Annotated in this window: 11 protein-coding genes; 8 read left to right on the top strand and 3 right to left on the bottom strand. The window is 68.1% G+C overall.

The window, feature by feature from the left end; genetic code table 11:
* Positions 1 to 71: 71 nt before the first annotated feature.
* The 5 genes from LQ771_RS10135 (at position 72) to LQ771_RS10115 (ending at position 7,084) form a co-directional block, all read left to right on the top strand.
* Entirely contained in the window at positions 72 to 4,364 is a 4,293-nt protein-coding gene (locus LQ771_RS10135; RefSeq protein WP_231349285.1) for an autotransporter-associated beta strand repeat-containing protein, read from the top strand.
* A gap of 216 nt (positions 4,365 to 4,580) precedes the next feature.
* Positions 4,581 to 5,138, top strand: coding sequence for a DUF3228 family protein (locus LQ771_RS10130; protein WP_231349284.1), 558 nt, complete (start codon positions 4,581 to 4,583; stop codon positions 5,136 to 5,138).
* A 96-nt stretch (positions 5,139 to 5,234) separates the two neighbouring features.
* A complete protein-coding gene (locus LQ771_RS10125) occupies positions 5,235 to 5,789 on the top strand; it encodes a YdeI/OmpD-associated family protein (RefSeq protein ID WP_231349283.1) in 555 nt (184 codons plus the stop codon).
* Positions 5,790 to 5,914: 125 nt separating this feature from the next.
* Complete coding sequence (locus LQ771_RS10120; protein WP_231351891.1) at positions 5,915 to 6,733, top strand: class I SAM-dependent methyltransferase; 819 nt, start codon at positions 5,915 to 5,917, stop codon at positions 6,731 to 6,733.
* A 111-nt stretch (positions 6,734 to 6,844) separates the two neighbouring features.
* Positions 6,845 to 7,084: a hypothetical protein gene (locus LQ771_RS10115; protein WP_231349282.1), complete on the top strand. Its 240-nt coding sequence runs from the start codon at positions 6,845 to 6,847 to the stop codon at positions 7,082 to 7,084.
* 435 nt (positions 7,085 to 7,519) lie between these two features.
* Here LQ771_RS10115 and LQ771_RS10110 read toward each other — a convergent pair whose 3' ends face one another.
* Positions 7,520 to 8,239, bottom strand: a complete 720-nt coding sequence (locus LQ771_RS10110; RefSeq protein WP_231349281.1) for a hypothetical protein — start codon at positions 8,237 to 8,239, stop codon at positions 7,520 to 7,522.
* Positions 8,240 to 8,472: 233 nt separating this feature from the next.
* Between LQ771_RS10110 and LQ771_RS10105 the strand changes: the two genes are divergently transcribed.
* The 3 genes from LQ771_RS10105 (at position 8,473) to LQ771_RS10095 (ending at position 12,667) form a co-directional block, all read left to right on the top strand.
* Positions 8,473 to 8,916, top strand: a complete 444-nt coding sequence (locus LQ771_RS10105; protein WP_231349280.1) for a lysozyme inhibitor LprI family protein — start codon at positions 8,473 to 8,475, stop codon at positions 8,914 to 8,916.
* A 41-nt stretch (positions 8,917 to 8,957) separates the two neighbouring features.
* Positions 8,958 to 10,484 (top strand): peptidoglycan-binding domain-containing protein, encoded by a 1,527-nt coding sequence (locus tag LQ771_RS10100; RefSeq protein WP_231349279.1) that lies wholly within the window; start codon positions 8,958 to 8,960, stop codon positions 10,482 to 10,484.
* Positions 10,485 to 10,696: 212 nt separating this feature from the next.
* A complete protein-coding gene (locus tag LQ771_RS10095; RefSeq protein WP_231349278.1) occupies positions 10,697 to 12,667 on the top strand; it encodes a M61 family metallopeptidase in 1,971 nt (656 codons plus the stop codon).
* Positions 12,668 to 12,928: 261 nt separating this feature from the next.
* Here the strand turns inward: LQ771_RS10095 and LQ771_RS10090 are convergent, their stop codons facing one another.
* The gene (locus LQ771_RS10090; RefSeq protein WP_231349277.1) at positions 12,929 to 13,498 is read right to left on the bottom strand and encodes a general stress protein; all 570 of its coding nucleotides are present in this window, start codon (positions 13,496 to 13,498) and stop codon (positions 12,929 to 12,931) included.
* A gap of 11 nt (positions 13,499 to 13,509) precedes the next feature.
* The gene (locus tag LQ771_RS10085; RefSeq protein WP_231349276.1) at positions 13,510 to 13,959 is read right to left on the bottom strand and encodes a BON domain-containing protein; all 450 of its coding nucleotides are present in this window, start codon (positions 13,957 to 13,959) and stop codon (positions 13,510 to 13,512) included.
* Positions 13,960 to 14,048 lie beyond the last annotated feature (89 nt).

The raw sequence follows: 14,048 nt of genomic DNA, 5'->3' as shown, positions 1-14,048 counted from the left end.
GGCGTATTTGCCCTTCCCTTGGGGTACGCTTCGCTCGGAAGCTGCTGCCAAACGGACGAAGGGGACTTGGCATGATGGACGATCGAGCAGTGCCGCGGCTGTCTGCCGTGGCGTTTGCCATTGCATTGGTGTCGGGGCTATCGGGATGCGGAGGCGGCGGGTCGAACGTGCGACCGTCGAATCCCGCGCCACCGCCGGGCAATGGATCGGGCGGCACGGCCGACCAGGACGTCACATACGACAGCAGCAAATCCGCCACCTGGTCCGACAACATCAGCGGCACCGGTGGCCTGATCAAGGACGGAACCGGCACGCTGGTGCTCGTCGGCACCAACACCTACACCGGCGGCACCACGATCAACCAGGGCACGCTGCAGATCGGCGACGGCGGCGCCGTCGGTTCGATCGTGGGTGACGTGAAGGACAGCGGCAATCTGGTGTTCAACCGCAGCGACGACGTGATCTTCAGCGGCGAGGTGAGCGGCCCGGGATCCCTGGAGCAGGCTGGCACGGGTCGACTCATCCTGACCGGCAACAACACCTACACCGGCGGCACCACCATCAGTCGCGGCACGCTGCAGCTCGGCAACGGCGGCACGACCGGCTGGATCGTCGGCGACGTCACGGACAACGGGGCACTGGTGTTCGATCGCAGCGACGACGTGATCTTCGGCGGCGAGGTGAGCGGCACGGGGTCCCTGGAGCAGGCCGGCACGGGGCGACTCACCCTTACCGGCAACAACACCTACGCCGGCGGCACCACGATCAGTCGCGGCACGTTGCAACTGGGCAATGGCGGCACGACGGGCTGGATCGTCGGCGACGTCACGGACAACGGGACGCTGGTTTTCGATCGCGGTGACCAGGTGACCTTTGCCGGGGCCATCACCGGCACCGGAGCGCTGGTGCAGTCCGGTGCCGGCACCTTGATCCTGACGGGCGAGAATTCGTACAAGGGCGGCACGACGATCACCCTGGGTACCACCCTGCAGATCGGTAACGGTGGCAACAGCGGCTCGATTACCGGCAATGTGATCGACAACGGCTCCCTGGTTTTCAATCGCCGCAGCGATCCGACCTTCTACGGCGTCGTCGGTGGCGCCATCAGCGGTAGCGGGTCGCTGACGCAAGCGGGCTCCGATACGTTGATCCTGACGGGCGCCAACACCTATACGGGCGGCACGACGATCAACAGCGGCACGCTCCAGATCGGCAACTACGGCACCACCGGATCGATCGTCGGCGACGTGGTCGACAAGGGATCGCTGGTATTCGCCCCGGGCGGCAAGCTGCGCTTCGACGGCATCGTCAGCGGCGATGGAACGCTGACCAAGACGGGCGATGGCACGCTTGTCCTGACCGGCGCGAGCACCTACAGCGGCGGTACCACGGTCGCCGGAGGCACCCTGGAAATTGCACGGGGCGCCTCGCTCGGTCCGGGCAGGATCGCCGTCGGATCGTATGGCCCCTATTTCTTCGACGACCACATCCTGAAAGTGGACAGTGGCGTCACGCTATTCAACGTGATCGAGTTGGGCGGCTTCGGAACGCTGGACAACGCGGGAGACATCGGAGGGACGCGCGACAACGCCCTGGCAGCCCCAGGACCTCGCGTGACCGTGCTGAACCACGACGGCGGACACATCCATGGAACGGAATCCGCCCTGGTCACCGACGATCTCGGCACCGTGGACAACGGTACCGGGGGCATCATCGAGGGTGGCAGTCTCGCCCTGTCGTTCGGGCGAGGGGGCGTGGTCAGCAACGACGGCGCGGGCAGCATCATCCGGTCGCCGGGCGGCACCGCCATCCGCGTGCTGGGCGAGACGGGCAAGGTGGAGAACACAGGCGGAGCCACGATCACGAGTGGTTCGACGGCCATCTACCTGGAGCATGGAGGCAAGGTCACGAATGGCCGCGGGTCGACCATCGAATCGACCGGCGCGACTGCCGGGGATTGCGGCGCCTCCACCCCGTGCGCCATTTTCGTCGCCTCGGGCGCGAGTACCGATTCCACGGCCGACGGCGGGCTGGACGTGAGCAACGCGGGCATCATCATCGGTGACGTGCAGATGATTCCGACGGCCTATAACAGTGCCACCTTGTCCGCCGGAAGCTCGATCCAGGGCAACCTCGCCATGGGCACCAACCAGGGCTCGTTCCTCACCCTGGATGGCGGCGCGGGTACGGTGCAGCGGTACAGCGATGCGGTGACCGGGACCACCACCTTCGGCGGCTTGCTCATCAAGAAGGGAGGCGGCTCCTGGGTCATCGACGGCGACGACCTCGATCACGTCGCCACGGCCCGCGTCGAGGCCGGCACGCTGCAGATCGGTGACGGCGGCACGCTTGGCCAGGTGGGATCGGCCACGAGCGGCTCCTACGGCCCGGTCGATATACAGATCTATTCAGGCGGCAAGCTGGTATTCAACCGCAGTGACGACGTGGTCTATTGGGGATACCTGGCTGGCCCCGGTGCTGACGGGGGAGCGTCCCTGGTCCAGAAGGGCACGGGCGACCTCACGTTCCCGGACCTGAGGGTGATCGACTTTCTCGACGTGGTCGTCGAACAAGGCAGTGTCACCCTGGGAGACGGATCCTTCCAGAACGACTACCTGCGCCCGGTCAGCGTGACCAACCATGGCACGCTCACGTTCGACAACGACGGCCAGGTCTATCTCGAGAGCGTGATTTCAGGCAGCGGCTCGCTGATCAAGCGGGGGCCGGGCATGTTGAGCCTGGATGAGGCCAACACTTACACCGGTGGCACCACCGTCGCGGAGGGCACGTTGCGCGCCATGGAGGTTCTTCCCGGCAACGTGACCGTGAACGCGGGGGCCGTGCTCCAGGGGGCCACCTACAACGGAGCACCCCCGGGTCTGCCGGGCACCGTCGGCGACCTCTCCAACGGTGGCCGCGTGGCGGTCGGTCGGGGCAATGCCCGCATTGGCGGCAGCTATGTCAACGCGGCGACCGGCACCCTGGCCGTCAGCCTGGGCAGCAAGCTCGACGTGGCCGGCACCGCCACGCTCGACGGCGGCACGCTGGAAATCACCGGTGCCGACAGCAGCTATGTCGCCAGCAGCCGCACCGACGTGCTCACCGCCGCCGGTGGCGTCAGCGGCACCTTCGACCAGCTGGTCAAGGACGCCGGCGTGGTGTTCACCGCCACGACCATCAACTACGACGCCAACAGCGTGTGGCTGGATACCACCGGCCTGGATGTGACCACCGCCGCGGCGGGCGCGGGCGTGAGCTATACCCCGGTGTCCATGGGCAGCGCCGTGCGTGTGCAGAGCACGTTCACGCAACTGGACGACAGGTTCGCCACCGGCAGTCTTTCCGACGTGTCGATGGACTTCCTGGACTCCGCGGGCGAGTTCCAGCAGGCGCCCTCGCTGCTCGCCGCGCAGGCCTCGCTGCGGAGCCTGTCCGGCGAGTTGCATGCGATCAGCGCGGCGATGACTTTCAAGGCGATCGACGCGGCCGACCGGGTGCTGTCCGATCGCCTCGACGCCTTGCTCGAACGGGGCGCCGGCGCCGGCATGTGGACGCATGACCTGAGCATCGGTGGCGACATGGCGCGCGCCGGCTATGGTGCGGTCGATTTCCAGGTGAACGGCTGGCTGGTCGGCAGCGACCGGACGATCGGTCGATCGGGCATCGCCGGCTTCGCGCTCGGCCAGAGCCGTGGCCAGCAGCGGCTGGACCGGAGCTTCGACCACGAGGACAGCCTCGGCACGGAGGCGATGGTGTACTCGGGCTGGCTCGACGGCAACCGGTACGTGCTGGGCCGTGTCGGGTTCGGCCGCTTCCAGCAGGACGTCAGCCGACAGGTTCTGCTGGGATACCGCACGCATGGCGTGTCGACCCGGTACAACGGCAGCTATGGCGTGGCCTACGGCGAGAGTGGTCTGCATCTCGGCCAGGCCCGCGGCTATGTGGTGCCGTTCATCAGTGTGCAGTACGCCCGTGTCGATCGCGGTTCCTTTGCGGAGCAGGGCGCGGGTGGCTTCGGTCTTCGCGCACATGCGCAGACGCTGGATCGCTGGCAGGCCGGGCTCGGCGTGCGCGCGGGCCGTCGCTGGGACTTCAGCGGCAGCCGCGCCCTGGACTTCAGCGCGCATGCGCAGTGGCAACGGACCCTGGCATCGCACGGCGATGTGTTCGATGCCAGCTTCGTTGGTCTTGAGCAGTGGCAGCCTTTGGTCGGCATCGGCCTGTCGCGCTACAGCGGTGTGCTCGGCTTCAATCTCGATGCGGCGTTGTCGTCCCGTACGACACTGCAGTTCGGATACGACTATGAAGTCGGTCAGCGCCATAGCGCGCAGGCGTGGTCGACTCGCTTGAACGTAGCGTTCTGAAGAGCGCGGCGGGAGGTCCAGGAATCGGCGTGCGGGCAGCAGTATCCCACGCCGCTCCGGCTGCCCACGAACTGACGACGACAGTGGGCTGACACCTTCGCCGAGAGGGACGGAAGGTGAGGGTGCCGTCTCTCGTGCCAGTGCGCGGGCATCGATCGTGAGGACGGAGCGCGATGACGCGATAATGCCTGGCTCCCACGCCCTGGTTCACGCTGTATGTCCATCGTCCTCACCGACTTCGCACTACCTCGTCTTTTTCCACGCGAGCCGCGCCGCAACACCATCCAGGACTGTACGCCCGAGGCCTTCGAGCGCCACCTCAACGAGGTGCCGCCGCTGAAGGTGCTCGACGGCTACGCGTCGTTCTGCAAGCTGCACGTGCATCGCAACTGGACCTCCACGCGATGCCTGGCCGTGCCGATCACCGACGCGAACCGGCACCTGCTGCGCTCGGACTACGAAGCGCGCACGCGCGACGAGCTGCCGGTGCTGGTGCGCTGGTTCGAGGGGCTCGAGCCGCCGGTGGCGGGCTACCTGATCCCGATCCTCTACAGCCGGGAGCAACTGGCCAGAGAAGGCACCTCCATCGAGGCCGACTGGGGGGTGGTCGGCTGCATGTACACCGCCGAGCCGGAGGAGACGCCGATGGCGCCGATCACCATGATGCGCAACGCGCTGGGCGTGGGCGAGGGTGGCTCCGGCGTGCCGCTGGAGCGCGAAGCCTACCGCCGCAGCGTGGAGTTCTGGCGCATGCACGCCAACTGGCGCGGGTAGTCGGCGGCGGCGCGGAGGCCGCCACGAGGAAGCGCGCGGCGGCTACCTGTTCCGGCTCGGGGCCGGTACCCTCCGGATTCCCGAGGACTCGTCGACATGGCCAAGCAAAAAGGTACCTCCCGATTCGAGGCGAAACTGCTGCGCCCGGCGCAGCCGCGTGACGCGTCCTGGGCGTTCGTGGTCCTCCCCGAGGATGTCAGCGCCCGGTTCCCACGGCGGGGGAGGACGAGCGCCGAGGGCACGATCAATGGCCAGCCGTTCCAGGCCATGCTGGAGCCGGACGGCCGACTGAGCCACTGGTTCAAGGTCGACGCGGCGCTGTGCGAAGCTGCCGGCGCAACGGTCGGCGACAGCGTCGCGCTGGAGATCGCACCGGTGGCCAGGGAGCCCGAGCCGGAACTTCCGCCGGACCTGCGCCAGGCGCTGGACGGCGCGCCCGGGGCATTGGCGACGTGGGAAGCCACCACCACCTTGGCGCGCGTGGACTGGATCCACTGGATGACCTCGGCCAGGCAGACCGCCACCCGCGCCAAGCGCATCGCCGACGCCTGCGACATGCTCGCGTCGGGCAAGCGACGGGTGTGCTGCTTCGACCCGTCCGGCCATTACAGCAAGGCGTTCGCGGCGCCGGAGCCGGCAGACGAGCCGTAATCCGGGCGCCGGGGCAGCACGCCACCTTTCGCGGGACTCTCGCCAGGCCCGCAAATCACCGCCAGGCGCTGCACGCGGTCGCGAACGGCGTAGGCTTCGCACATCCGGTGGCTGGAGTGCGCATCATGCAGACGCACGGGAGCGACAGACGGTTCGGCGAGGACATCGCCACGCTGTATCAGGACCTGCTGGTACCGCTGATCTTCGCGCCTTACGCCCGGGACCTTGCCAGCCGGCTTGCATCCCTGCCGGCGGGGCGTGTACTGGAACTGGCGGCGGGCACCGGCGCGGTGACGCGCGAACTGAGCGCGCGGCTGCCGCCCGGCGCGGAAATCGTGGCGACCGACCTCAACGAGACCATGCTGGCGGTGGCGCAGAGGCAGGGGACACCCGGGCCCGTGGTCTGGCAACAGGCCGACGCGATGGCTTTGCCGTTTGACGATGCCTCGTTCGACGCCGTCGCCTGCCAGTTCGGCACGATGTTCTTTCCCGACAAGGCACAGGCGTTTGCCGAGGCGCGGCGGGTGCTGCGACCCGGCGGCACGCTGTTGTTCAGCGTGTGGGACCGGATCGAAACCAATGACTTCGCGTGGGTCATCCAGGAAGCCGTCGCCGGCGTCTTCCCGGAAGACCCGCCACGCTTTCTGGAGCGCCTGCCACATGGGTACTGCGCGCGGGATGCGATCGCGCGCGACCTGGCCCAGGGTGGTTTCCGCGGGCCGCCGGCGATCCGCACCGTCGTCGCCGAAAGTGCCGCCGCAACGCCCGCCATCCCCGCCGCGGCCTATTGCCAGGGCACGCCGCTTCGCAACGAGATCGTGGCCCGTGACGCGACGCGGCTCGAGGCCGCGACCGAAGCGGCCATCGCAGCCATCGCCGCACGGTTTGGAACCGGCCGCGTGACCGGCAGGATCCAGGCGCTGGTGGTGGGTATCGCCCGCTGAGGCGCTGGTGTGCCTCATGCCCGTGCGGTTGACCCGGATCAAGGCGGCGGCCGGGACGTGCCTCGACCATGCGCGGGCCGGCATGTGCCGGAATCGTCGACGGAGCCCCCGATGCAATTCGAACTGTCCACCGCCCACAAGGATGCGGCCCCGATCACCGCCGCCATCCACGCGCTGGATCCCCAGGCCAGGGTCGTCCTGGATGCCAGCCGCGGTCGCCTGGAGGTGTTGGCCAGCGCAAGCAGCGCCCAGATCCTCGACGCGCTGCAGGGCATCGGATGCGCGGCCACGCTGCTGGAGAAAGAGGTGCACATCAGCGGCGGGAGCACCTGCTGCGGCCACTGCGGCTAGCGCAGTGGCTCCAGCCGCCAGTCATTGGCGCCTGGAACATGGCGGGCCGGATCCCGCAGCCTGCCAGCAGCCATGGTGGTGAACACAGGCTGCGCCCGGTTGTACGCGGTGCGAGCGCTCGTGCCGCTGGCATGCCGCGACCGGGCCCCGCCTCGGTGCCTGCGGCGAAGTGCCGGCAGCCACCAATGGACCGGCTGGCGCAGGGCGTGGGTGGTTTCGGGCGGGGACTGACCCACGTGGGCTGTCCGGGACATCACGCGAGGGCAAGAGGGTGGAAGAGGGGCAGCGCTCCGGCTGGCGGATGGGGCGGGGGTCTCGCTTGCCATCGACATGGTGGGCAGGTCATCGCGCGCATCCGCGGCGCGCTGCCGGCACCATCCCCTCTTCCACTGTGGTGTTTATGGGCCCGCGCCAACGGCCCCATATTGACCTCGATCAATCCGTGCCAAGGCCGTCCAGCGCCGCGGGCGTATCCAGCAAGGTCACGCCCGGCGCGGCGCGCAGATGCCCGCGCAGCCAGTAACCGTGCTCGGCGCCCACCAGGACGACGACGCGCCGGCCCGGGTTCTCCCGCGCCGCACGCTCGACGACCTCCAGCAAGTGCCCATTCCAGGCCTCCCAGCCGGTGCGCTCGGCCGGGCCCATCAGCGCCTCCTGCAGCGCGTGCTTGCCCCGCAGTGCGGTGTCGGTGATCTCGTCGTTGACCGCCGCCGGCGAGGTCCAGCGGGCCTTGAGCACCGCGTACAACCCATCGACGTACTGGCCGAGCGCCCTGGCCAGCGCCGGCTCGCGGCTGCTGAATGCCACGGTGTTGGCGCGGTAGGGCGCAAGCAGCGCGCCGTACAGCGGCTCGGCCGGCTCCATCGCGTAGACGCGGTAATGGTGGCGATCGATCAGCGGATAGATGACAGCCGGATACTCCTGCTTGGTCTCTTCCGGCGGCCGCGCCGCGAGATCGCCCGGCTGCAGTTCGACGCACAGAACGTCCGGTCTGAGCCGTTCGATGGCGCGGCCGAGCGTCGCGTTGTCGTAGGCCGGCACGGTGGCGTGCATCTGGTGCAGCGTGTCCAGCACGACCACCGTCGCCGGCGTGGTTTGCGCCATTGCCGCCATCGGCAGGGCCAGCCAGGCAGTGACGAGCATCCACCAACGCATGGCACGCTTCCGTAGTGTCGGGTGCGCAGGGTAGCGGGCTGCGTGCGGTCGTCGCAGTGCCGGAAGCCACGCGTCACCGCAGCACATGTGGTTCCGCCCGGGGTGGAAGGACGGAGCCGGTGGCGCGCCTCGAAGCTGGTCGGTCTCCCGGCCGCAAGGCGTAGTCATCGGCCGACAGACAGGCGCACCGGGCCGCGGCAAGCTCGGCTTTCGTATCCAAGCCAGGAGCCGCCATGGACCACATCAGGATGACCGTCATCGCCTTCGCCCTTCTCGCCTGCGCCTCGGCGGCAAGCGCGGCCGAGCGCCCTAGCGATCCCATCCGACACACCGCCCCAAGGGGAATTACCGACGCGTTCTATTCGTGCGTCGACAGGGCGAACTTCAACGAAATCGAAGAAGCCTATTGCACGTCGCAAGAGCGTGCGCAGCAGGAAAAACGGCTCAACACGACTTATCAGGCCTTGTTGCGCAAACTGGACGATGGGCAGAAAAAGCGCCTCGTCGAAGCGGAGCGCGCTTGGATCAAGTTGCAAGACGCGACGGGCCCATTCGAGGAGGGGCTTTACGGTCGCGAGATCATCGACAACCTCCAATTGGCGCAGAACGAACTTTTTGCCATCGCACGTCGAGCCGACCAGCTGGACGAGTACCTGGCGGTCGCCAGCGGCCTTTGATGCACTGCTTCTCGAAATGATCCCGTTAAAGGAGTAACGGAATGCGCGGACCTGATACGCACGACATTGATGCCGTCGCCGGCGCCATGTATTTCGTCGTTGGGCGCGCCACCGAAGGCGGCCCCGATCCCTACCGGCTGTCCATCGCGGGCATTACGCGACAAGGAGGCGACCGGGATTGGGGAAAGGTGGAAGAAGTCATCGCCAATAGCGGTTACTCGCTAGGGACTATCCAGGTCGACCTTGGCCAACGTGGGACGTGGCCGTTGGGTGCAACGGAAGATGTGCCGCCCAAGCCTGGCCAGGCCACTTACGTGGACGCCCTTGTCGCGCAGGTGGCGAAGTACGCCGAAGCGCACCACCTGGAGTTCCCTTCGGACAGGGCGCAACTTCGTGGCGACCTCCTGACGCATGGCAATGGAAAGGGACGCCACAGTGCGCTCAAGTTCATCGATTCTGCAACCCGTGACAGCTTCAACGCATGGGCAGGGTCCGAAGAAGGTGAACGATGGATCCACGCGAAAATCGACTATCCGCAGGTTCGCAATGCGGCCCGGCAAGCGCTGGATATGCTGGACTCCGTCGGCAAGAACATTCCCGAGGACCGCCGGTTCGAAACCTTGGCGCTCCTCACCAAGACAGCGAACCAAAGGCCATCCGGGATGGCCGAGTTTCGCAAGGTCCTCTCGGGCGGTGGCGATTACGAAGACGTGGTGGCCAAAGCGCAAGAAATGGCGATCCACCACCGTGGTTACGCGGGTGTGGCGGCTGTCCAAGCCGCCGGCCGCTACCTCAGGGCCTACGATGATCCGGAAAAAGCCGCTGCGCTTGCTCGCGCACAAGCCGAAGTGGGACGCGAGGACTTCAATCCAGCGACCTTTGCCAGTGATCAGGACCTGCAGGAGGGATTGAGGGCCATAGGCCAGGGGAGGCCGATCCACGTTCTCCGCCAGGGCTCCCATGGGGAGGAGGTCGTCTCTCTCCAGGCCCGTCTGGCCAGATTGGGTGTCACCGACACCCAGGGCCATGCGTTGAAGCCGGACGGCGATTTTGGCCCGAGCACACGGCAAGCCGTGGCGGCGTTCCAGCACACCCATGGCCTGGAGGCTGACGGCCGCGCAGGCCCGAAGACGCTCGAGGCTTTGGACGATGCCATCCGCAGGCAACCCGCGAGCCTGGCCGATCGCGCTCATGCCGGACATCCGCTGTTCTGCCAGGCGCTGGAGAAGGTTCACCTCATCGACGCCAGGTGCGGGCGGACGCCTGACCCGCTGTCGAGCAATCTGGCCGGTTCACTGGCCACGGCGGCACAGGCGCGCGGGCTTGCCCGCATCGACCACGTGGTGCTGGGTGAGAACGCCACGCGGGCGTTTGCCGTGCAGGGGGAGCTTGATTCGCCGTTCAGGCGGTTCGCGAGCGTGGACATCCTGCAAGCGGTTGCCACGCCGCTGGAGAAAAGCAGCGCGGCGTTCCCTGCAGTTCCCCGGCCGCGCGCGGAAGAGTCGCCGGTGACCTTGCCCCGGCAGACGTTCGACCAGCCCGCGATGCAGGACGCGCATCGCCAGTAGGTGGTCGCCCCCCGGGGCGGCCAGTACACAACGGAGACCCGCGTGCGGTTCCGATCCGCGCAACCCCGGGCGGCGCCCACGGGCCGTCGATCGCCATGCCGGCAAGGCGAACGCCGCGACGCGCGGCCGTCGCGCCGTCGACCGGCAGGGGGCCCGGGGCCCTGATTGCTGCTAAGTTCCCAGGCTGCCCATACGCCTGCCGGAGGTTCCCCATGTCCCGTGTCGCTTTCGCTGGTTCATCGGCCGCCGCGCGCCGCGGGCCCTGGCGCCTCGCCCTGGCCGTATCGATGGCTCTCGCGGGCGGCACGGCCGGCGCCCAGGCGTCCGCGGACGCGCGTGTGCCGCCGCCGCAGGACACGCCCTATCCGGGCACCGTGGCGATCCACGTGGATGCCAGCGATACGCGCCAGGGCATCTTCCGCGTCCACGAGACCCTGCCGGTGCAGGCCGGCGCGCTGACGCTGCTGTATCCGAAATGGATCCCCGGCGACCATTCGCCGAGCGGCCCGGTGGCCATGCTTGCCGGCCTGAAGCTGAGCGCCGACGGCAAGCCGCTCAAGTGGACGCGCGATGAATATGACGTGTACGCGTTCCACCTGAACGTGCCTGCCGGCGTGTCCAGCATCGATGCGGACTTCCAGTACCTCTCCAGTCGCGATGGCGGCTACGAGATGACCGACCGCATGCTGGACCTGGAATGGAACAAGGTGGCGCTGTACCCGGCCGGCCACTTCTCGAGGAACATCACCTTCGCGCCTCGCGTGACCCTGCCGCACGGCTGGCAGTTCGGCAGCGCGCTGGAACCGGACGGCCAGGCGAAGCTGTCTTCCTCGGGCGACACCACCACCTTCAAGCCGGTGGCGTTCAACACGCTGGTCGATTCGCCGATCTATGCGGGCCGGTATTTCAAGCGCGTCGACCTCACGCCCAAGGGCGGCGCACCGGTGCACCTGGACGTCGTGGCGGACGCGCCCAGGTACCTGGAGATCACGCCGGAGCAGTTGCAGGCGCATCGCGCGCTGGTGGCGGAGGCGACGACGCTGTTCGGCTCGCACCATTACGACCACTACGATTTCCTGTTCTCGCTGTCCGACCAGCTCGGCGGCAACGGCCTGGAACATCACCAGTCCAGCGAGAACGGGCTGGAGGCGGACTACTTCACCGCATGGAAGGAGGCCGCACCGGGACGCGACCTGCTCGCGCACGAGTACACCCACTCCTGGAACGGCAAGTTCCGCCGGCCGGCAGACCTGTGGACGCCCAACTTCAACGTGCCGATGGGCGACTCGCTGCTATGGGTCTACGAGGGGCAGACCCAGTACTGGGGCTTCGTGCTGACCGCGCGCGCCGGACTGTGGACACCGGAACAGTTCCGCGATGCGCTGGCCATGACGGCGGCGAACTACGAACGCAACCGCGAAGGCTTCCACTGGCGCACGCTGGAGGACACCACCAATGACCCGACCGCTGCGCATCGCGCCGGCCTGCCGTACCGCAGCTGGCAGATGAGCGAGGAGTATTACAGCGCCGGCCAGATGATCTGGCTGGAGGTCGATGCCAAGCTGCGCGCGCTGACGCACGACAGGAAGTCGCTGGACGACTTCGCGCGCGCGTTCTTCGGCGTCGACAACGGCAGCTTCGTGACCAGGACCTACACCTTCGACGACGTGGCCGCGGCCCTGAACGGGGTGGCGCCGTACGATTGGGCGGGCTTCCTGCACGCGCGCGTCGACACGCTCGATCCGCCGCTGCTCGACGGCCTGGCAGGCACCGGCTGGAAGCTGGTCTACACCGACCAGCCAAGTGCCTACGAAAAGCAGTACGACAGCCGGCCGCAGTCGCCCCGGCACCTGTACAACTTCGCCTGGTCGATCGGCCTGACACTGGACGAGCACGGACAGATCAACGACGTGCGCTGGGATGGGCCGGCCTTCAGGGCGGGCGTCAGTACCGGTGCCACGCTTGTGGCCGTGAACGGCCACGACTACACGACCGACGTGCTCAAGCAGGCGATCACCGCCACCAAGGGCGGCAGCACACCGATCCGGCTCCTGCTGAAATTCCAGGGGGGCTACCGCAGCGTGCCGGTGGACTACAGCGGTGGCCTGCAGTACCCGCACCTGGCACGCGTCGAGGGCACGCCGGACTACCTTGGCGAGATCATCGCGCCGCACACCCGGTAGCGGGCGGCGTAAGGGCAGGACGGCCCGGTCGCCTTCGACACGGGTCGCCTTCGATACCGCATGCGACGCGCGCGGGTCGCGCTGGGCTGGCGCGCGGGCGGGGGGCTGTTGCCTCCGCACTGAACTGGCGCCCGGTGGAAGAATCGGCTGCCGGGGGACGTGGAAGCCAGGCACCCGCGGGCAGCGGTGGGGAACCGCTCGGCGCGTGCAGGCAGGAGAAGGCCGGGCGCGAGGCCCGGCCCTGGCGCTGAAGTCAGCGAATCAGAAACGAGGTCCGTTGGGGAGGTTGGCGCCGGTGGCGCCGCGTCCCGTGGCGTTCAGTCCCGCGCCGGTGCCGGTGGCGATATCGGCGGCGCCGTGGCGCTCGAAGACCGCGCGGGCGCGGTCGCGCTCGACCATGTCCTCGGTGTGCACGGTGATCAGCGTATGGCCGTCGCGCAGGCGCTCGTCGTAATGCCTGGCTTCGATCTCGGGAATGCCCATGCCGATGAGCGCGCCGACGATGCCGCCGGTCGCGCCGCCGACCGCCGCGCCACCGAGCGCGGCCATGATCGGTCCGGCGGCGATGAACGGGCCCAGGCCTGGAATGGCCAGGGTGCCGATGCCGACCAGCCAGCCCAGCCCCGCGCCGGCGCCCATGCCGATCACGCCACCCGTGGTCGCGCCCTCGGGCGCCTTGGTGTGGTGCTCGGTGGCGAATTCGCGCGTGCCGCTGCGGTCCTGCATCAGTACGGAGATGTCGCTGCTGGAGAAGCCGGCCTCCTTCAGATCGTCGACGATGGCCTCGGCCTTGTCCCGGTTGGGAACGGTGCAATACACGGATGCGTACATGGATGGTCTCCTCACTCCGGATCGGAATCGGTTTCGATGTCGAGCTGGTTGTCGACGCGGATCACGCCGCGCACGCTGGCGGCGTCCTGCTCCACGCGCGCCTTTTCCTGCGCGCTGGCCACCGGCCCGCGCAGGGTCACCACGCCGTTGCTGGCCACCACCTTGACGTTGCGGGCCTTCACCGAAAGCTTGCCGTCGTCCACGATGGCCTTACGCACGCCCGCGACCAGGTCGATTGCGGACGAGCTGTTGGACTGGTCCATCGGCGTGGTGGTGGCATCGTTGCGGTCGCGCCGGTTGAGGCGGGTGTTGTCGGCATCCTCGCCGGTCACGCCACCGGCCTGCTGGCTGGACGCCGGTGGCGACTGCATGGGCGTGGCCTGTTGCGCGAACGCGCCGGTACTTGCCGCGAGCGCTGCAAACACGCCCACGGCCAGGGGTCTGGGCAATGCGGGTTTCATGCGTTCCTCCTCGTTGGTCGCCATGCGGGGACGGCCCGCTCTCCGGCTGCGGCGATGGCTTGGGCCGGAGGGCCACGCTAGGAAGCCGG

The sequence above is a fragment of the Frateuria soli genome, assembly GCF_021117385.1.
Lineage (GTDB): Bacteria > Pseudomonadota > Gammaproteobacteria > Xanthomonadales > Rhodanobacteraceae > Frateuria_A > Frateuria_A soli.
This window is presented reverse-complemented; position numbering and strand designations above follow the sequence as displayed.